We start from the raw sequence: 19,735 nt of genomic DNA, 5'->3' as shown, positions 1-19,735 counted from the left end.
TGAATTTATTTCAGTACTAAGCAACTAATTACGCTAGCATTTTACGCCTTTACTAGGGTAGTCTTAGAACCGTCTAGTGCGTGTTTGGCCTCTCGATAATAAATTAAAGATCGCATAGCCTAAGGAGCATCCTTGGGCTGATGCCACAATTTTAACGATTATACCCCTCGCATTACCAAGTTTAATTTTTATACTATAAAGCCAGTTCGCCGCAAAGAGGTAAAAATGTCAGATATTAAAAAGAGTCACAAATTAGAGGGTGTATGTTATGACATTCGTGGACCGGTTTTAGCACAAGCCAAAAAAATGGAGGACGAGGGTCAGAAAGTACTAAAGCTTAATATTGGTAACCCTGCTGCATTTGGTTTTGATATGCCAGAGGACATGCACCGCGATATTATTCGTAATTTGTACTCGGCTCAGGGCTATTGCGACTCTAAAGGCTTATACTCAGCTCGTGTAGCGGTTTATCAGCATTATCAGCAACGGGGTTTACATAACCTTGATGTTGATAATATTTATATAGGTAATGGGGTGAGTGAACTTATTCAAATGATCACCCAAGCGCTATTAAATAATGATGACGAAGTGCTTATTCCAGCACCTGATTACCCGCTGTGGACTGCGTCAGTTAAATTAGCAGGCGGCAACCCTGTTCATTACTTGTGCGATGAAGAACAAGATTGGTTCCCTGATATTGCAGATATAAAAAGCAAAATTACGTCAAAAACCAAAGCACTTGTGCTAATTAATCCTAATAATCCTACTGGCGCGGTTTATAGTGACGATTTATTAAAAGAGTTAATTAATGTAGCACGCGAGCATAAGCTGTTATTGCTTAGCGATGAAATCTACGAAAAGATTTTATATGATGGCATCACCCATACCTCTATTGGTGCACTGTGTGATGACGTGCCAATCATTACCTTTAATGGGTTAGCTAAAACTTATCGTGCGGCAGGTATACGCATGGGGTGGATGGTACTAAGCGGGCGTACCTCAGCAATGGAAGATTTAAGTAAAGGGCTCGATATTTTATCGTCTATGCGCTTATGTGCCAATGTGCCAGCTCAATATGCAATTCAACAAGCATTGGGTGGCGTACAATCAATAGACAGCTTAATAGACCCAGGCGGGCGATTGTATGTTCAACGTGATATTGCTTGGCGTGGGCTTAATGCGATTGAAGGGATAAGTTGTAAAAAGCCAAAAGGGGCGCTTTACGCGTTTGCCAAAGTAGACACAGCGCATTTTAATGTAACAGATGACGAAAAAATGATGTTTGATTTACTCAAAGCAGAAAAAATATTACTTGTACATGGGCGAGCATTTAACTGGCCTGAGCCTGATCACTTTAGATTGGTGTTTTTACCTAATAAGGATGATTTGTCTAGTGCCATGCTTAAAATGCAGCGCTTTTTTAAAGACTATCGCCAAGTTTAGTTAATTCTAACTAACGCGTTGTAAAATAAAAAACGAGCTTAAATAGCTCGTTTTTTATTAAAGTGAAAATGCTGGTACGGCTTGTTAGTAAGCGCGGTCTACTCTTACGGTATTATCACTTAAATAAACAAGGCGTACGTTATCACCTTTACTAAAGCGCATTGACTGATCTTGGTCTTGTACCACCATGTATTGGTCGCCGTTTTCTACTTGAATCAGTAATTCGACTAGGTGGGTTTGCTTATAATAACTTTTTTGCTGATTATTATGGGCAACACTACCACCGATGACAGAACCCAAAATAGTGGCGACCGTTCGCCCGCTTCCACCACCAAACTGATTACCAACAACACCACCGAGTAGGGCACCGCCAAAGGTTTTCCAACCACTGTTTTTATCTTGGACGAGTTCTTGCTCAGTTATTTTGCGAACAGATTTTACATCACCAAATAATACTTGCTGCACAGGCACGGCTTTGTTTCGCTCATAGTTTGCAAAACTAGGTACACTGAGTGTGAGCAATGCACACATTGCTATGGTTAAGGCTTTCATAGATGTCTCCTGTTGGTGCTACGCAAAGGCAATATTTAGCCTTTGCGTGGGGTTTATTACCAACCAAATGTCGATTTTTCTTTCGTTTTACGAATTTCAGTTTCGTCTGCCCACTCTACTAGGCCACTTTCCATATCCATTAAGCGCATTGTAAATTTGTAATACACGTCTGACTTATCGGCATTTGACTTAACAATGCTCGAAAGGTTGCCATATAGCATGTATTGCGCACCAATTTGTTTTCCAAACGCTACAGCTGTGGCTGGGTTTACGAGCGCATCTTCATTTTGAAAGTTAAGCTGCTCACGTACTGATTCAACGCGGGTCATGTCAACAAAACGAAATTTACCGCTGCGTAATAACTGCGTTGAGATTGAGTCGGTGATAGATTCGGTATCTATGTGTTCGCTGGTTTTATTTTTAATACGCTCGACAAACACCACTGGGCGTTTGTTTTGCGTCATTGTGCCAACAACGGGCGAGCTAAGCAGTGAGTCGGTCATTTGGCTGGCTACTTTTTGCAAATCGGTAGAGCCAAAGTTTATATCGGTGGTTTCTACAGCTTGTGCATCACCGTAACTGACTACGGCTTTATTAGCACAACCGCTTAAAATGAGTGCGCTAAGGCCAATTGCAGCATAACTTGATAATGTTTTAAATTGCGTAGTGATCATTTTTATAACCCTTATTCTTTAAATTCTTGTGCGTCGGTCGACACTTCTCTTACAGCAAGCGAAAATGTAACCGCATCCGGTGTAGGCGCTAAACCGGGTAATTGTGTTTTAGAAAAACCAAACAGTGTTAAGGCTTGCCAAGGTGAGTGGTTTCCTTTAATTACAAAACCGTCTTTGTCGTACCAATTAAACTGATATTGTAAATATTGCGATTTTTTATATTGGCTGCTTAGTGTTACTACCACGTCGGTTAACTGGTTTGTCTGGCGTGTTTTCACATCGGTAATGGCAAGCTTTTCACCTAGAGCAGGATTATCAACATGTAACTGTTCGTTAAATGTATTTTTGCTTTGCTCAACCGAAATACCTGATGTATCAGGTTGGCTTGCACATGCCCCAAGCATTAATGCGGCCACTAATGGCAAAGTATATTTCATGATGACTCCTAAAGTTGAACCACATGGTAGTTAAAATAGTTATTAATAGAGGTTAGGTAAATTAAGGTTAACCCTTGCTTACTAACGGTAAAATTAATAGGCGTATGGTTACCTATTAAAAGTGAATGCGACCCAGCGCTTAAACTGCTGCGTGCCATGCTTATTTGATTAGGTAAAGTAAGCCAGCTGCGTGTATCGGCCTGCTCGGACGCCAAATTGTAAATATTAGCAATAATATTGCCAACATCGCCTGTGCTACGCGCAAGCTCTGCGCGCACTTTTTCTTTGGCTACCAAACGCAATACTTGCCTAGATACACGAGCCGGTATTTGCTGCTCTAATGTTTTAGCTGCTAATGCTTCTATATGCACTAATGGGTCAAGTTCTAAATTTTGCGAACCTATATTTACGCTATTAACATTAGGTACAAACGCATTATCTTTATAAACTGGCATGGCTAAACTGTAAAAACGCGCATCGCCACCTGAGGTGTAAATAGGCAAGCGTAGTTTAAATTCATCTTGTTTAGGCACTAAGCCTTGTTCAACCAATATAACCACTTCACCGTGTGCAGAAGGTAAGGGCTGTAATGGACTAAAGTGGCGTTCAAACTCTTCTAAATCTTGGCTAAAACCTTGTTTTTTTGCTAATCGCATTACATCTTGCTGTAAGTAGTGATTATTAGGTTGAATCTCTAATGCTTTTTTATAGTCGATGTAAGCGTCATCATATTGTTTATCACGTTGGTACAACAGTGCAGATAAATAAAACGTAAAAGCATTTTGAAAACCATTTTTTATATCGCGTGTCACATTACTCATACTTGGGTAATGCTGTTGTGCTTGCTCTATTGTGTCGTTTATTTGTGTTTGATTATCAGCAAGTGCATCTACTTGTACTTTGTTAGCGCGGCGTATCTCAACCAAGGCGCTTTCTAAATCATTGTTGTATACATAATTAAGCGCTTTGTAGCTATGTAGCATGCTCATTTCATATGCCGGTGGTACATAAGTAATGGCAGAGTCGTTAGTAAATAAGGCGTTACTTTGTTCAAGCCCTGCACTTAATTGAATTTTTGCAGCTTCTCGTTTTGTTTGTACCTGAGTGTATACATTTTCAAATTGTTGTTGTGAAACACTTTGCTCATTAGCAAGGTCTTTTAAACGGGCTTGCTCTAATTGGTTCAGTAAATAGCTACTGTGTAATTTACTGTTATTTGCAATAAGTGATTTGGCCTGTTCAATATTGTTATTTTGAATTGCGTTTCTTACAGGCGTCATTTGGCTTGCATAGTCGTTAAATAAATCATTAAAGCCTATGGTGCTGCATCCACTTAATATAAAACAAACACTTAAAATTATACTTTGGCGCACTGAGCACTCCTATATAGTTAGGGTTTAAAGATTAACATACTCTGGTTTTAGATTTGTGTGAAATAGTGTAAAAAAGCGTAGCCTACTTTAGGGCTTATAGACCGGTGAGGATTAAAAGCTATTCTCCCTAAGGTCAGCACGCGTTAGGGCGTGTTGGCCTTTGCGGATTGAAATTTGTTCAACCTAGGGGTGATTAAATCGCGGCGCGAGGTTTGTAACCTAGTGGGCTAAGTAAAAACCGAGCAAAGCTTCCGCGTCCTGCTCACGCCCCTTACCTACATCCATGTAGGCAACAAAGAGTTTATCGACCCTAGGCAGAACCCGAAGGGCAGCGCATGTTTGGCATTTATGCTGCGTTATCGCCTATTTATGGGGAGTAACCACACTTCATAGACTCTGCCTTGCCTAAAAACCAAACATACTGCTGCAAATTCAACCATCAAAGGTCAACACGCCCTAGTTACGTGTATTTAAGGTAGGCGAATCATTATGAATTGCCTGTGAATACGAGAGGAGAGGCGTGTAATTACAGCAATTTGGCAGTATAGAAAGTTATAAAGCATCGATTAAAAGTATAGTAAATACAATAATGCGGCTTTACAGCTAAATGGCTCAGCTGCTTAAATACACAGCTGGCTAAGCAAGCCAATTTAAAGCATCTCATTGTAAGGTTTTAGCTAAGGAGCGATTTTGAAAGCCACGTTATACACCCTAGTTGCATTAATTGCCTTTGCGGCAAACTCTTTACTTTGCCGTATGGCGCTCGCGCAAGGGTATATTGACGCGTGGAATTTTACTCTAATTAGGCTACTGAGCGGAGCCATTTGTTTAGGCTTAATTATGACTGTATATACGTATAACCTAAAACGTAAGGGCATGCTTAATAACGCTATTTTAAGCGATACGGGAAGTTGGCGTAGCAGTATTAGTTTATTGATATATGCACTTTGTTTTTCTATTGCTTATATAGAGCTTGATACGGGCACCGGTGCGCTCATTTTATTTTCGGCGGTGCAACTTACCATGATTGGTTGGGGCATATATAAAAAAGAGCAGCTGAGTAAGTTGCAGTGGGGGGCTTTTTTTGTCGCATTAGCTGGATTTATATATTTAATGTTGCCCTCTGCCGCAGTGCCTTCTTTGTTAGGGGCATCGCTTATGGCGCTCAGTGGCGTTGCATGGGGTGTTTACAGTATACGCGGTAAAGCGTGTGTATCTCCTTTGCGTACCACCGCCTTTAATTTTATAAGAAGTTTAGTGGCTATTCCTGTTTTATTAATTGTAGCAATAAGTTATTTAAAAACAGTGAGTATAGAAGGCGTGCTGCTAGCCTGCGCTTCGGGCGCTATTGCATCAGGCATAGGTTACAGCATTTGGTATGTGGCCATGCCACTACTTAAAAGTACACAAGCGGCGGTTGTACAGTTATGTGTGCCTGTACTTGCAGCATTTGCTGGGGTTATATTTTTATCTGAGCAACTTACTTTTGAGTTTTTAATAGCAAGCTCGCTGATTTTAGGTGCTGTTTTGGTCTTTATTTTAAACAAAAAATAAGCCCTATTAAGGTGGGCTTACATTTGTTATGAAGCGTTTATAGAGTGCGGGCAAATTATTTAAAATGGCTGACTTACCCTCTAAATCGCTGTTGCTTATACATTCGTAAAGCATCTCTTCGCTCAATGCACTTACTAACACTTGAGATTGCTTAATATGGCTAATATGCCAAAGCTCAGGTGCTACACCGCCTAAATCCTGTTTGTAGGGGCGATAAAAACCATATTTTGCTAAGTTATTATCAAGCCACTGACTCAGTGGTGCAAAGGGCCCTTCATGTTGGTATTCATTAGGGGTAAGTTGCAGCTTATAGTCATCGTCAATTGCGGCGCTATCATACACATCAAGGTCAGTGCCTAAATGATGCCGACTAGCACCTGGCAAAGCAGAATAGAGCATAATAGCCGTGCACTTTTCCAGCTCATTTAGTTGGCTTAAATCAATTTCCTGCTGCTGTTTATTAAAAACAGGGCGTAGTCCTAAATACTTGTTATTCCAAATCATAGCTTGGCGATTGAAATCGCGAAAACTTGAGGCAATAGTCAGCTTAAAACCAGCGTTTTTAGCGCCATTTTGCAGTGCTAAAAAGTCATCAATAATATCAGTATGTAACCGATGCGATTGAATCTCAGTGAGGTGTGTATCACTTTGTCCAGTGATACACGTTGCTAATGTATTGGTATCGAGTGCCATTAGGTTAACAGTTGCTCTAAAATTTGCTCGTAAATATCAGCTAAAGCGATTAAATCATCTGTGCTTACACATTCATCTACTTTATGAATAGTGGCGTTGCGCGGGCCTAGCTCAATCACTTTGGCGCCTGTTTGCGCTATAAAGCGTCCATCTGACGTACCCCCACTGGTTTCGAGGTTAGTGGTTAACCCCGTGACAGATTTAATCGCATTTACGGTGGCATCAACTAACGGACCATGCTCTGTTATAAACGGCAAGCCGTTTACTATCCAGCTTAATTCGTAGTTTAAGTCATGCGTTTGTAAAATAGCATTAACCCGTTCTTGTAATTGCTGATGAGTTACTTCGGTACTAAATCTAAAATTAAATTGCACCTCAAGCTCACCCGGTATGACATTACCGGCACCTGTACCACCATTTATATTTGATACCTGGAAGCTGGTTGCAGGGAAAAATTCATTGCCGTTGTCCCACACTGTTTGGCTAAGTTCAGTAATGGCGGGAGCAGCCAAATGAATTGGGTTTTGTGCTAAGTGTGGGTAGGCTACATGACCTTGAACACCTTTTACTTTTAAAAAGCCAGTAAGGGATCCACGACGGCCATTTTTTACTACATCACCGAGTACATCTCGCGATGAAGGCTCACCCACTAAGCACATATCAATTTTTTCGCCGCGTGCTTCAAGTGTATCTATTACTTTGGTTGTGCCGTTGATAAAGGGGCCTTCTTCATCAGAGGTAATTAAAAATGAAATAGAACCTCTATGATCTGGGTTTTTAGCCACAAAGCGCTCAGTAGCAACAAGCATTGCCGCCAGAGAGCCCTTCATATCAGCTGCGCCTCGGCCATGCAGCAAACCATCTTCAATTAAGCCTGAAAATGGCGGGTGCTGCCAGTTTGATGCGGGGCCGGTGGGGACTACATCGGTATGGCCTGCAAAGCAAAAATGCGGTGACTCACTTCCTTTTCGGGCCCATGTATTGAGTGTATCGGTAAAAAATAATGACTCGATATTAAAGCCTAGGTCTTTTAAACGCTCGTTCATCATTGTTTGGCAACCCGCATCTTCAGGGGTTACCGACTCGCGCTGAATAAGCGCTTGGGCAAGTGCAATTACATCATTTGTCATTATTTAAATATCTCATCGTATTGCGCAGCTTTAAAGCCTAAGTGGTAGCTGTTGTCATTAACAAGCACAGGGCGCTTGATCATAGCTGGTTGCTCTGTAAGTAATGTAATAGCCGTGTCTTTAGTTAGGTTTTGCTTTTGCTCATCAGAGAGCGCGCGATAGGTTGTGCCACGCTTATTAACTAATTGCTCCCAGTCAATATGCTCAGCAAATTCGCTTACAAGCTGCTCGTTTACACCGTCTTTTCGATAATCGTGAAAGGTAAAATCTATGTTGTTGTCGCTAAGGTATTTTTTGGCTTTTTTAATGGTGTCGCAATTACTAATGCCGTAAAGAGTGATCATAGGTTTAGTTCTTCTTAATAATAGTTAAAAGGGGGTCTACACCCGCATTTACTTGCGTGTGCGAATAATGAAACGTGCCTAAGTTATGGCCATTTAATAGAACTAAGCTGGCCAGTAAGGGCGATTTAAGTTCGCGTAAATCAAAGTAAGCTAAGCGCTGTCCTTTGCTTATTTTGCTGCCATTGAGCTGTGCAATATGTGTATGGGTTATAGGTTGCTGCGTGGGTAGTGACAAATTAATAAGCACTTTTAAGCCATTTTTTGCTTGGAGAATAAATTCACATCCTGCATTTTTGACCTGTATTAAAGTGCCATCAAAGGGGGCTAAAATTTTATGGCTACTTAACTCAACCAATACGGTTGGCCCAAGGATTGAGAACTTAAAAAAAGGCTCAGGGTGTTGGTTTAAATCAATGACTTTGCCGCTAAAGGGGCTCGTAATTTTTAAAGCGCTGGCAGGGAGCTTATTTTGCGCTAAAAACGCGATAGAGGCTGCTCTCATTTATTGATCTACTACTAAATTGTAGCCATCGTTTGTAAGTGCAGTGATGGCTTGCTGCGCAGTGTGTTTTTTTACCAAAATATAATCTGTATCGTAGGTTGAGATAGAAAAAATAGAAATACTAGCCTTTGCAAGTACGCCAGATATATTGGCCATAATGCCTGTTAAAGAAAACCCTAACGGGCCAACGACTTCAAGTGCTTGCCAATCGGGCTCTGTGTCTAAACAGTCAATAGGAAAATGACTAGGGCAAACAATAGAAAGTTCATCGTGGGTTTTTGAAATAAAAAATAGGGGTAACTTTAATAGCGCTACAGGAATGTCTGCATCCACTTCTAAACTATGAATTGACAACAGCGTGCTGTGTAATTGTAATGTTTGTTTTGACATTAATAACCTGCATACAGCGTATAGTGTCAGTTAATAGTATAGATTATTGGCTTTAAATTAAAGGTGTAACAGTTACTAAAATTAAGACTGTGTAGCTGTGGATAATAAGGATTTAAAACTTACCCACAATTTCTGTGGATAAGTATGGGAATTGGCAGGTATAAATAGCCTAACTAACTAATTAATAAGTAAATGTTAGCTAGGCTATAAAAAGCACTAGTGTGATTTATGCGTTGTTGAGCGCTTCAACTTGTGCTGCTTGAATAGCCGTAAGTGCGATGGTGTACACTATATCATCGACTAGGGCGCCACGACTTAAATCGTTAACAGGCTTTCGCATACCTTGTAGCATTGGCCCTATGCTGATCAAATCGGCACTACGCTGTACGGCTTTATAGGTGGTGTTACCGGTATTTAAATCGGGGAATATAAATACCGTAGCTTTACCGGCTACTGGACTATTTGGTGCCTTTTTAAGCGCAACATTTTCCATAATTGCAGCGTCGTATTGCAATGGCCCATCAATAATTAAATCTGGACGTTTTTGTTGGGCAATTTGCGTGGCTTCACGCACTTTTTCTACATCGGCGCCAGAGCCAGAAGTGCCTGTACTGTAGCTTATCATGGCAACACGTGGCTCTATGCCAAACGCGGCTGCAGAGTCGGCTGACTGAATAGCGATATCTGCTAACTGTTCTGCATTAGGGTCGGGGTTAATTGCACAGTCGCCGTATACCAGTACTTGGTCAGGCAGCAGCATAAAAAATACAGACGATACAAGTGATGACCCTGGGGCGGTTTTAATCAACTGTAGCGGTGGACGAATTGTATTGGCTGTTGTGTTTACTGCGCCAGATACTAAGCCATCTACTTTACCTTGCTCGAGCATCATAGTGCCAAGGACAACATTATCTTGTAATTGCTCTTGTGCTACGACTTCTGTTAAGCCTTTGCCTTTACGAATCTCTACCATAGGTGCAACGTAGTCGTTGATCACCGATTTTGGCTCAACAATACTTACATGCTCATTAAGCTCAATACCTTGTTGCTCGGCAATACGCATTATTTCATCGCGGTCGCCTAGTAATACGGTTTTTGCAATACCACGTTGTCCACAAATAGCGGCGGCTTTAATAGTACGCGGCTCATTTCCTTCAGGAAGTACCACCGTTTTAGCCGCTTTACGGGCTTTATCAGTAAGTAAATAACGAAACGCAGGCGGAGAGAGCTTACGTGTTTTGCCAACATTTTTTGCAAGCGTATCGAGCCAATCAGAATCGATATATTCTGCGTTGTGATCTTTTACTTTTTCAATACGTTGGTCATCATCGCTCGGTACTTCCATATTAAAATTATGCAGCAGTAATGAGGTACGCCAGGTATCGGCCTCTGTGGCTAATATAGGCAAGCCTGTTTGCATGGCTTGTTCACACAGCGCCATTATACGCGGCTCTGGTTCAAAACCACCGGTAAGTAAAATTGCGCCAATTTTAGTGCCGTTCATAGCCGATAAACACGCAGCAACAAGTATGTCGGAGCGATCGCCCGGGGTTACTAATAAAGCACCCGGTGTAAAGTGGTTTAAAATGTTTGATACGGTACGCGCACAAAACGTAATGCGACGCAGGCGACGGTGTAGCATGTCGCCTTCATTAATAATGGTTGCTTTTAAATAGGCACTTAAGTCTTTAACGCGTGGCGCGACTAAGTCAAAATCCCATGGGATGGCGCCTAACAGCATAAACGGATTTTTTCTGAAAATAGGTAAAGATGCTAAACGGTTTAATTCGTTATCGAGCTCTTCTGCTTTGTATGAATCGACCAAGTCAGCGCGGGCGCGGCCTTCTTCATCAAGCGGGGCGTTCACTTTATTAAAAATGCAGCCTAAAACGCGAGGGTGATCAATCCCACCATAATACCCAGCAGCAATTTCTAAACGGTCTTCAATTTGCGTAATGTTATAATTACCAGGTGTTAATACAAATACAATATCCGCACCGAGTGTTTGGGCTATTTCGCGGTTTACACGCCCTGCATAAGGCTGACGGCGAGTAGGCACCATACCTTCAATAATAGCGACTTCGTCATCATTAATTTTACTTTCAAAGCGCTCAACTATTTCTTCAAGTAAATCATCGCCTTTACCATCGCCAATCATTTGCTCTGCATAGCTTAATGCAAAAGGAGTGGGCGGGGTAATTGATGAGCCTTGCATTATAATTTGAGTCGACTTTTCAGGGCCTGTTTCACCTGTGCGTGGCTGGGCTATTGGCTTGAAAAAGTTCACTTTTACGGTTTTTTGCTCAAGCGCACGCACTAACCCGACAGAAACAGATGTTAATCCAACACCAGTAGAAACCGGAATTAACATAATACGACGTGCCATAATTAAAGCTCCTTCACAATGTTAGCGGCATCAAGGGCAATCACCCATTCTTCATTAGTTGGCATTACAACGGCTTTCGTTGCTGCCTTTTCAGAGCTGATAACGCCTTCATTACCAAAGCGTGCATCTAAATTGGCTTGTTTCTCGCAATCTAAGCCTAAAAACGCCAATTGTGTGATTACTTTTTCACGGATAATGTCTGAGTTTTCCCCTATACCGCCGGTAAAAATAAGCGCATCTAATTGCTGTAATGGCACCATGTAGGCGGCAATCTGTTTCGCAAGGCGGTAGCAAAAAATATCAAGCGCAAGGGTGGCTTGTTCATGGCCTGCTAAAGCGGCTTCTTCAATGGTTCTGCAGTCGTTAGACAGTTCACTAATACCTAATAATCCACTTTCTTTATTAAGTAAGTTGTCGATTTGTTTTGCATCGTAATTAAGTTGTGTCGTTAAAAAGTTAAACAAACCTGGGTCGATATCACCACTGCGGGTGCCCATAACTAACCCAGCAAGCGGGGTTAAGCCCATGCTCGTATCTACACTCTTACCGCCTTTAATTGCACACACAGAACAACCATTACCTAAATGTGCACTAATAAAGTTACTTTTCTCAACAGGCTTATTAATTAATTCTGCGGTTTGTCCAGCTACATAATAGTGGCTTGTGCCGTGCATACCGTAACGGCGAACACCGTGTTCTGTATAAAGTTTATAAGGAAGTGCATATAAGTAGGCCACTTTATCCATTGTTTGATGAAACGCAGTGTCAAAAACAGCAACCTGTGGCAAGCCAGCAAACGACGCTTGCGCTGATGAAATTCCCAGTAAGTTTGCATGACCATGTAAAGGAGCAAGGCTTGAAGCATCTGAAATACCTGCAATAACTTTTTCATCCACTAATGCAGATTGAGTAAAGTGCTCACCACCGTGAACAACACGATGGCCTACTGCAATTAAATGCTCATCTAAATGGTGATCTTTTATCAAGCTTACCAACGTATTAATTGCCTCGCCATGCGCTTGATTAGCAGCTAAGGTAATAACGGTTTTATTACCTTGGTATTTATATTTTATAGATGGATTTTCTGAACCTAGGCGTTCAGCTAAGCCCGAAATAATTTCATTTCCGTTATCAGCATCAATAATGGCAAATTTTAAACTCGAGCTACCACAGTTTAATACTAAAACGTGTTGTGACTTTGAGGGCGTAGTTGGCATAGAGGCAGTTTCCATAAACAATAAATTTAGTAAGTGTATATTAAGCTATAAACAATACACTTAAGATGAAAATTAAAGGTAAACTTAGCCACTATAAAGGTAATAAAAAAGCGACTAAAGTCTAATTTTTAAGGTAACTATTTTAACCCAGTTAGTAAATTTAGTTTAGTGTTTAGTTGCTTATATATACAAAAACAATAACTTTTAATGCTAAAGTGTGAAGCTGTTTATTTGTGTTACACTTATAAGCAGTGTCAAGCTGGCGCTGCGGGTTAAAAGTTTAGATGTGAGGGGTCATGATGCAAAAAAGTGTGATGTCACAGTTACAAGCGGGTAGAGAATATGCAAAAAAATGGCCTATGCGTAAAGAGTTAGCACCGTTGTTTAACGAATTTAAAGTGATTAAAGCTACTGAGCTTGCAATTACTGTTATGCCGATATTAGCTATGCTTACACTCTTTTTTCAGCTAAATTATTTAGGCCCTGATTTTTTACCGCAAGCGATTGCCAGTGCTATGTTTTTCTTATCACTTCCTTTACAAGGTCTTTTTTGGTTAGGAAAGCGCTCCCAAACAGAGTTAGAACCAAGTATGCAAAAATGGTACAACGAGTTGTATTCTAAAATGGTTGCAAACGGATATCAGGCTCAATTAAGCGAAAACAAGCCCCGTTATATGGAGCTTGCTCACCTGTTAAAAGACATGTTTGATAAAATGGATAAAGCGTTTACTAAAGATCAGTTTTAGTAAATTGAGTTATGTAAAAAGATAAGGTGACAGTATGCTCACCTTTTTCCTCGAGTGCGCTCCAGTGTTCTGGTCTAAACTTCCACGCAAACGGTGTCATCATTATTAAATTTTTAATATCTGAAAAATTAAGCGTAACCTGCTCTGTAATGAGCTTTTGATCAGCTTTTGTAAAGCCGCTCGGCGTGTCAATTTCTGTGTGTTGTGCTACATCTGCATATATATATTCTTTAAGCTCTTTCAAATGCCATGGCCCAGGGCTTGCAACTACTAATATGCCATTAGGCGCTGCTAAACGGGCCAGCTCTTGATCAAATAAAGGCGCAAAAACACTCAGCAATACGTCAGCAGTGCCTGATTTAAAGGGGGCTTGGCTAATGGATGCAACACTAAAATGACACTGCGAGTAGCGCTTTGCTGCATATTTTACGGCTGATTTAGAAATATCGACACCGTAAACCTGCGCCTCTACTTTATTGGCAATAGCATGAGTATAAAATCCTTCGCCACAGCCAAGATCTATAAGTACTTTTGGTTTGCGCTCACTAATGATATTACTTAATGCGTTCTGTAAAAATGCATAAAAGCCGCGTTCTAAAAAAGCACGTCTAGCCTGTACCATTTCGAGTGAATCACCCGGTTGTTTAGAGTTTTTGTGCTGCACGGGTAGCAAATTTACATACCCTTCTTTTGCAAAGTCGAAGGTGTGATTATTGTCACATCGAAGTGATGAATTATGTTTTAACAGTGCGTGGTTACATAAAGGGCAATGGTATTGCAGACTCATGAGTCTAGGTAGTCCTTATCATAAAAAGTTTTAACCCAGTGTGGTCGATAAGTGATCAAAAGCGTAATGGCCATACCGTTAAGCATTGCCTCAGGAAACCAAATGATAGCACTTAGGTATACGTAATTATCCGCCAATTCTTGCCAATTATATTGCCCTATAAGTAAATAAAATAAAGCCCCTAAGCTTATTTTTAGGCATGCAATAAAGCCCGCTAACATAAAAGAGCACACAAAAATATAAACAAAAAAATGACGTGGTAAATACTGATAACTTATTATAAAGCCAAGGTAGCTTAATAATGTAGGAATAAATGCGCCAAACAGTATTTGCATGGGCAAAAGATTAAGATCAACGTTTGTGAAAGCCGCTAACAAAGCACTGGCAAGCAGGCTACTTAAAATAGTAAGGCGCCACCCTAATATAAGCGTTACTGCAGTTACACCTAAAATGTGTAAATCAAGGCCACTTAAAATCCCCGCTTTAATTTGCCATAACATTGCAAAAACTAACGCGCACGCCAATACACCTATCTGCCGTGCTGGGGTAATATAAAGTGCTTTATAGGTAGTTTTTTCTACACTTATAAAGGTAACAATGATTACAAGGGCCCAAAGTAGCCCTTGTATTTCAAGCGATAACATATGAATTATTTAAAGGTTGACCAAATAGGCGCATGGTCAGAAGGCTTTTCTATACCGCGTAGTTCGTAATCTATACCGGTATCAATACAGCGCTCGGCAAGAGCGTGGGTAGCAAGCACAACATCAATGCGAAGACCCCGATTATCTAAAAATCCTTTAGAGCGATAATCAAACCATGAGTATTTGTCGTTTGTTTCAGGGTTTTGCTCTCTGAAGGTATCTTTAAAACCCCAATCTAATAATTTTGCTAGCCATTCGCGCTCTTCTGGTTGAAATGAGCACTTACCTGTTTTAAGCCAGCGTTTAGCATTCACTTCACCAATACCAATATCTAAGTCGGTGGGAGAAATATTGATATCGCCCATGACAATAACGTCTTCACCTGGCGTGTGGTTTGTATCTAGATGGGTCATTAAGTCTTTGTAAAACTGACGCTTATAAGGGAATTTTGTTTCATGATTTATATTATCGCCTTGCGGGAAATAACCATTCATTACCGTTAGGTCGCGGCCATTTTCTTGCTCAACTGTTACACTTATCATACGCTTTTGTGCTTCTTCGGTGTCGGTAGCAAACCCTTTTAATACCGATTTAGGCTCATTTTTGCATAACATTGCCACACCGTAGTGTGCCTTTTGACCATGAAAATAAACGTGGTAACCCATTTTTTGTACGTCCTCAAGAGGGAACGCCTCATCATGAACTTTTATTTCTTGCAAACCAATAATGTCTGGCTGGTGTTTATCTATAATTGCTTGTAACTGGTGTAAGCGTGCTCGCAGACCATTGATATTGAAAGAAATAACCTTCATAAAATTTACCTTTAATTAGACTCTGTTTTTATAACTAAATTGTATCAGTAAATAAGCCTACATAACATGATCGAAATGAGAAAATAGCTGCGCAAATGTTGATCAATTGGTGTGTAAAGTTTAAACACTGTAAATGCTTTATTAATTATTTAAATAAATAAAAAATTCAATTGATCTCGCGATTATTGAATATATAATGCGCAAAAATTACTTGTTTAGTCGTTCAAATAGGATCTCTCTCATGAAAACACAATTACTTTTAGCTACTGCTTTATTAGCCTCTGCGTCTGTATCAGCAAAAAGCAACACTTACTTTAGCCAAGATAATAAACTTGAATCTAAATTATGTGTATTAAGTGCAAATGAAGGCTTTAGCGCAGCGCGTAAAGAAGCAGCACAACACGGTGTATACTTATCGCGTTTTTCTAAAAGTGTTTTATGTAATGGCCAAGATATCCGCGACATTGCTAAAAAAGTAACGTCTAACCAAGCTGCTAAATCAAAAGTAGAAGTGTTTGCAAAAGATGCACAACAAGAAACACAGCTATGTATCACAGCGTTAAAGAAAGGTCTTACGCCTGTTCGCCAAAAAATTGGTAACTTAAACTCATTAAAGTGTAACGGTCAAAAAGTTACTGAATTTGTAAAGCGTTATCAAAACGCAGCAATCTAATTGCGCAGTAACATGTAGATTAAAATAATGCCCAGTTTTTACTGGGTATTTTTTTGCAAAAATTACAAGGTAGGCAGCAATCATTGCAAAGCTAAGTAATTGATTAATGTATATAAAATGCACTAGCATTACGTAACTCATTGATTTTTTGTGACTTGTGCACTTTGGCACTGGACTTGTATTAGTTAAAGTGACATTTACTAACTACAAGGATACGTCTTATGAAAAAGTTAACACTCGCAACAACAATTTTAGCTTCATTAAGTTTAGCCGCTTGTGCCTCTAACCAAGGCCTTGAAAAAATCGATAGCGATTTTGCAAGTCTGGATAATGACAGTGATGGTTATATTTCAAAAGTAGAAGCAGATGACGATAACATTTGGGGTCACTTTTCAAATATTGATACCAATATGGATAACGAAATCAGTCGTAAAGAATTTAACACTTACATGCAGTTAAACACCGGTAAGGTAGCAACTGACAGCGAAGTAAGTGAATCGGCTTTTAAAGCTAAAATTGCTAAATTTGATAAAATCGAAAATGATTTTAGAAGTCTAGATAACGATAGAAATGGTTATATCTCAGTAGAAGAAGCTGACGATGACGATATTTCAAACCATTTTGGTTACATGGATAACAATAACGATAAACGCATCAGCAAAGGTGAGTTTAAAGGTTATATTAGCAAATACGGTAAAGCCGTGGCTGAAGATGATGCACTTAAGCATTATAAAAACAGCTAATATTAGCTAAACATACTATATACAAGAGCCAGCATAAATTGCTGGCTTTTTTTATACATTTAATTAGGTTTAAAAGCAGATATATTTTCCCCCTTTTGCGATGTTCTGTCATAATAGATAGCTACGTATTTTAAAGGGCAAAGCAGGTCAGTATGGCAGGTCGTCGAGTTAGTGATGAACAATTAATTGAGATCATTGAAGCGGCAATATTTGTCGCAGACAAACCTGTTAGCAAACGCCTCTTAAAAGATACAGTACTTGCTGATTTAGCTATTTCTATGTCACGAATTAACACTGCAATTGAGGCTATACATACTCACTACCAAACGCGTGGTATTAAGCTCGTTGAAGTAGGCAGTGGTTATCGCTTTCAAGCCTGTAGTAGTTTAAGCCCTTGGCTTAGTAATTTATGGCAAGAACGGGCACCTAAATATTCTCGTGCACTATTAGAGACTTTGTCGTTAATTGCTTACAGGCAGCCAATAACGCGGGGTGAAATAGAGCAAGTAAGAGGTGTAACAACCGGATCAGCAATTATTAAAACCCTCCTTGAGCGAGAGTGGGTTAAAGTAGTAGGGCATAAAGAAGTTCCTGGTAAGCCAGCGCTTTATGCTACAACAAAATTATTTTTAGATTATTTTTCTTTAACCGGTTTGGATGAGCTCCCTGCATTGCCTGCGCAACAGGAAAGCAAAATAAACCAGTTATTAAGTGATCCTTCTGTGAGAGAACCATCCGAATGAGTATTCAAGGTGAAAAGTTACAAAAAGTCCTAGCCCGTGCAGGGGTAGGCTCACGACGTGAAATGGAAAAATACATTGATGCAAACCGCGTTAGTGTTAATGGTAAAGTGGCTAAATTAGGTGACCGTGTTGAGGAAACAGACTTAATACGTGTTGATGGCCACACAGTTAAAATTGAAGAGAAAGCTGACCGCATTTGTCGTGTAATTATGTACAACAAGCCAGAAGGGGAGTTAAGTACACGTAAAGACCCAGAAGGACGTCGTACTGTTTTTGACCGTTTACCACGCATAGACGGTGAGCGTTGGATTGCTGTTGGGCGACTAGATATTAATACGGCTGGTTTAATGTTATTTACCAACGATGGTGAGTTAGCGAACCGCTTAATGCACCCAAGTTATGAAGTTGAACGTGAATATTCAGCCCGTGTATTTGGTGAAGTGACCAATGAAACCATTAAAAACCTAACGCGTGGCGTAGAGCTTGAAGATGGACCGGCTAAATTTTTAACGGTTAAATCACTTGGCGGTGAAGGCATTAACCGTTGGTACAATGTAACGCTAAACGAAGGGCGTAACCGCGAGGTTCGTCGTTTATGGCAATCGCAGGATGTAGAAGTGTCTCGCCTTATTCGTATACGTTACGGAAAGTTAGAGCTTGATAAGCGCCTACCTCAAGGTGGCTGGGCTGAACTTGATTTAGAAACCGTAAATTATTTGCGTAAAACCGTTAAATTAGGTCGTGAAACACAAACTAAACTGTCAGTAATGCCTGAAAAACGCAAAGATAAGCGTGCTAAAATTAACCAAATTCGCAAAGCTGTTAAAAAACATAACCAGCGCGTTAAGCAAACTAAGCGTAAGTAATATCGCTTTTAAAATAGATTACTAACAAAAAAGCCGCAATTTATGCGGCTTTTTTTAGAATTAAAAATGCATCTTACCTTTTTGGTTGTGCATCGAGAGATTCACCGTTTACATCACTCGAGTCATCACTCATTAAATATAGATACGTTGGCATTAAATCTTCTGGGGTTGCAAGTTTATCGCGATCTTCCCCTGGATAGGCTGCAGCACGCATAGAAGTACGTGTAGCGCCAGGGTTGATACAATTGACGCGGATATTCGTTTTGCCTACTTCACAGGCCCACGTTTGCATCATACCTTCCACTGCAAACTTAGAGATTGCATAAGGGCCCCAAAATTCACGGCCTTTACGGCCTACGCTTGATGAGGTGAAAACGATAGAAGCATTGTCTGATTTACGCAGTACAGGGAATAGTGCTTTAGTGATCATAGCTTGCGCTGTCACATTCACTTTCATGATGTTTTCAAACGTAGAAGAGCAAAAGTGCTCAAGTGGTCCAAGCGATCCTAAAATACCCGCATTATTGAGTAAGCCATCTAATTTACCAAATTGGCTTTCAATTGTGGCTGCTAAATCACGGTAGTTTTGTTTTGTCGCGCCTTTTAAGTCCATTGGCACAATAGCAGGCTGAGGGTAACCAGCATTAACAATCTCATCGTAAACGCATTCGAGTTTATTTGTTGTTTTACCAAGTAAAATAACTGTTGCGCCATACTTTGCGTAGGTAATTGCTGCTACACGGCCAATACCATCGCCGGCACCTGTAATTAAAATTACTTTATTTTGAAGTGCATTTGGAGTTGCTTGATAAGTTTGCATATAAATACCAATATATAAAATTTTTTTGATTTTAACATAGCAAATCGTCAAGTAATCGAATTTATTGAAAATTTAGGTGGCGGAATTATAAACTTTACGTTAAGTTTAACTGGTCTAATGTCTCATTAATAAACTGATTACATTGTTTTAACTTTACTACACTGATTAAACACACTTACTTTGAACGAACACACTATAAAAATAAA

The 19,735-nt window shown here is 40.1% G+C and carries 22 protein-coding genes; 7 read left to right on the top strand and 15 right to left on the bottom strand.

Annotation, left to right across the window (positions count from 1 at the left end):
- Window positions 1-225: 225 nt before the first annotated feature.
- A complete protein-coding gene (locus CWC16_RS04965) occupies window positions 226-1,443 on the top strand; it encodes a pyridoxal phosphate-dependent aminotransferase (protein ID WP_055015022.1) in 1,218 nt (405 codons plus the stop codon).
- Between the two features lie 84 nt (window positions 1,444-1,527).
- On the opposite strand, the gene CWC16_RS04960 is transcribed toward CWC16_RS04965, so the two are convergent.
- Genes CWC16_RS04960 through CWC16_RS04945 form a run of 4 tightly spaced genes read right to left on the bottom strand, consistent with a single transcriptional unit; the run spans window position 1,528 to window position 4,479 of the window.
- Complete coding sequence (locus tag CWC16_RS04960; RefSeq protein ID WP_138540737.1) at window positions 1,528-1,995, bottom strand: outer membrane lipoprotein; 468 nt, start codon at window positions 1,993-1,995, stop codon at window positions 1,528-1,530.
- A 56-nt stretch (window positions 1,996-2,051) separates the two neighbouring features.
- A complete protein-coding gene (gene lpoB, locus CWC16_RS04955; RefSeq protein ID WP_055015020.1) occupies window positions 2,052-2,669 on the bottom strand; it encodes a penicillin-binding protein activator LpoB in 618 nt (205 codons plus the stop codon).
- Between the two features lie 11 nt (window positions 2,670-2,680).
- Complete coding sequence (locus CWC16_RS04950; protein WP_024032667.1) at window positions 2,681-3,106, bottom strand: YcfL family putative periplasmic lipoprotein; 426 nt, start codon at window positions 3,104-3,106, stop codon at window positions 2,681-2,683.
- A gap of 8 nt (window positions 3,107-3,114) precedes the next feature.
- Window positions 3,115-4,479, bottom strand: coding sequence for a COG3014 family protein (locus CWC16_RS04945; protein WP_138540736.1), 1,365 nt, complete (start codon window positions 4,477-4,479; stop codon window positions 3,115-3,117).
- Window positions 4,480-5,169: 690 nt separating this feature from the next.
- Between CWC16_RS04945 and CWC16_RS04940 the strand changes: the two genes are divergently transcribed.
- Window positions 5,170-6,033, top strand: a complete 864-nt coding sequence (locus CWC16_RS04940) for a DMT family transporter (RefSeq protein ID WP_138540735.1) — start codon at window positions 5,170-5,172, stop codon at window positions 6,031-6,033.
- Window positions 6,034-6,039: 6 nt separating this feature from the next.
- Here the strand turns inward: CWC16_RS04940 and CWC16_RS04935 are convergent, their stop codons facing one another.
- The 7 genes from CWC16_RS04935 to CWC16_RS04905 form a co-directional block, all read right to left on the bottom strand.
- Window positions 6,040-6,726 carry a M15 family metallopeptidase gene (locus tag CWC16_RS04935; RefSeq protein WP_138540734.1) on the bottom strand — a complete coding sequence of 229 codons (687 nt, stop codon included), beginning with the start codon at window positions 6,724-6,726 and terminating at the stop codon, window positions 6,040-6,042.
- Window positions 6,726-7,856 (bottom strand): succinyl-diaminopimelate desuccinylase, encoded by a 1,131-nt coding sequence (gene dapE, locus CWC16_RS04930; RefSeq protein WP_138540733.1) that lies wholly within the window; start codon window positions 7,854-7,856, stop codon window positions 6,726-6,728. The genes CWC16_RS04935 and dapE overlap by 1 nt, the downstream gene beginning before the upstream one ends.
- Entirely contained in the window at window positions 7,856-8,200 is a 345-nt protein-coding gene (locus tag CWC16_RS04925; protein ID WP_138540732.1) for an ArsC family reductase, read from the bottom strand. The genes dapE and CWC16_RS04925 overlap by 1 nt, the downstream gene beginning before the upstream one ends.
- Window positions 8,201-8,204: 4 nt before the next feature.
- Window positions 8,205-8,702 (bottom strand): PTS glucose transporter subunit IIA, encoded by a 498-nt coding sequence (locus tag CWC16_RS04920; RefSeq protein ID WP_138540731.1) that lies wholly within the window; start codon window positions 8,700-8,702, stop codon window positions 8,205-8,207.
- Window positions 8,703-9,092, bottom strand: coding sequence for an ACT domain-containing protein (locus CWC16_RS04915; RefSeq protein ID WP_138540730.1), 390 nt, complete (start codon window positions 9,090-9,092; stop codon window positions 8,703-8,705). It abuts the gene before it with no gap.
- A 226-nt stretch (window positions 9,093-9,318) separates the two neighbouring features.
- Window positions 9,319-11,478 carry a phosphate acetyltransferase gene (gene pta / locus CWC16_RS04910; RefSeq protein ID WP_138540729.1) on the bottom strand — a complete coding sequence of 720 codons (2,160 nt, stop codon included), beginning with the start codon at window positions 11,476-11,478 and terminating at the stop codon, window positions 9,319-9,321.
- A gap of 2 nt (window positions 11,479-11,480) precedes the next feature.
- Entirely contained in the window at window positions 11,481-12,695 is a 1,215-nt protein-coding gene (locus CWC16_RS04905; RefSeq protein WP_138540728.1) for an acetate kinase, read from the bottom strand.
- A gap of 299 nt (window positions 12,696-12,994) precedes the next feature.
- On the opposite strand from CWC16_RS04905, the gene yfbV reads away from it, so the two are divergent.
- Window positions 12,995-13,441 (top strand): terminus macrodomain insulation protein YfbV, encoded by a 447-nt coding sequence (gene yfbV, locus CWC16_RS04900; RefSeq protein WP_138540768.1) that lies wholly within the window; start codon window positions 12,995-12,997, stop codon window positions 13,439-13,441.
- Here yfbV and CWC16_RS04895 read toward each other — a convergent pair.
- The 3 genes from CWC16_RS04895 to xthA are packed head-to-tail and all read right to left on the bottom strand — an operon-like array spanning window position 13,425 to window position 15,684.
- Window positions 13,425-14,228 carry a putative RNA methyltransferase gene (locus tag CWC16_RS04895; protein ID WP_138540727.1) on the bottom strand — a complete coding sequence of 268 codons (804 nt, stop codon included), beginning with the start codon at window positions 14,226-14,228 and terminating at the stop codon, window positions 13,425-13,427. The genes yfbV and CWC16_RS04895 overlap by 17 nt on opposite strands.
- On the bottom strand, window positions 14,225-14,872 hold the full coding sequence (locus CWC16_RS04890) for an energy-coupling factor ABC transporter permease (RefSeq protein WP_055017819.1): 648 nt from the start codon (window positions 14,870-14,872) through the stop codon (window positions 14,225-14,227). Before CWC16_RS04890 ends, CWC16_RS04895 begins: the two co-directional genes overlap by 4 nt.
- Window positions 14,873-14,877: 5 nt before the next feature.
- Window positions 14,878-15,684 carry an exodeoxyribonuclease III gene (gene xthA / locus CWC16_RS04885; protein ID WP_138540726.1) on the bottom strand — a complete coding sequence of 269 codons (807 nt, stop codon included), beginning with the start codon at window positions 15,682-15,684 and terminating at the stop codon, window positions 14,878-14,880.
- Window positions 15,685-15,925: 241 nt separating this feature from the next.
- Between xthA and CWC16_RS04880 the strand changes: the two genes are divergently transcribed.
- The 4 genes from CWC16_RS04880 (at window position 15,926) to rluB (ending at window position 18,709) form a co-directional block, all read left to right on the top strand.
- On the top strand, window positions 15,926-16,357 hold the full coding sequence (locus CWC16_RS04880; protein ID WP_055015006.1) for a hypothetical protein: 432 nt from the start codon (window positions 15,926-15,928) through the stop codon (window positions 16,355-16,357).
- Window positions 16,358-16,578: 221 nt separating this feature from the next.
- On the top strand, window positions 16,579-17,100 hold the full coding sequence (locus tag CWC16_RS04875) for an EF-hand domain-containing protein (RefSeq protein WP_055015005.1): 522 nt from the start codon (window positions 16,579-16,581) through the stop codon (window positions 17,098-17,100).
- Between the two features lie 152 nt (window positions 17,101-17,252).
- On the top strand, window positions 17,253-17,843 hold the full coding sequence (gene scpB, locus CWC16_RS04870) for an SMC-Scp complex subunit ScpB (protein WP_055015004.1): 591 nt from the start codon (window positions 17,253-17,255) through the stop codon (window positions 17,841-17,843).
- Window positions 17,840-18,709: a 23S rRNA pseudouridine(2605) synthase RluB gene (rluB, locus tag CWC16_RS04865; protein WP_055015003.1), complete on the top strand. Its 870-nt coding sequence runs from the start codon at window positions 17,840-17,842 to the stop codon at window positions 18,707-18,709. Before scpB ends, rluB begins: the two co-directional genes overlap by 4 nt.
- A 73-nt stretch (window positions 18,710-18,782) precedes the next feature.
- On the opposite strand, the gene CWC16_RS04860 is transcribed toward rluB, so the two are convergent.
- The gene (locus CWC16_RS04860; protein WP_055015002.1) at window positions 18,783-19,529 is read right to left on the bottom strand and encodes a YciK family oxidoreductase; all 747 of its coding nucleotides are present in this window, start codon (window positions 19,527-19,529) and stop codon (window positions 18,783-18,785) included.
- Window positions 19,530-19,735 lie beyond the last annotated feature (206 nt).

The organism is Pseudoalteromonas sp. S3776, from assembly GCF_005886915.1.
Classification (GTDB): Bacteria; Pseudomonadota; Gammaproteobacteria; order Enterobacterales; family Alteromonadaceae; genus Pseudoalteromonas.
The sequence above is the reverse complement of the archived record's forward strand: the minus strand, read 5'-3'. Positions and strand labels throughout refer to the sequence as shown.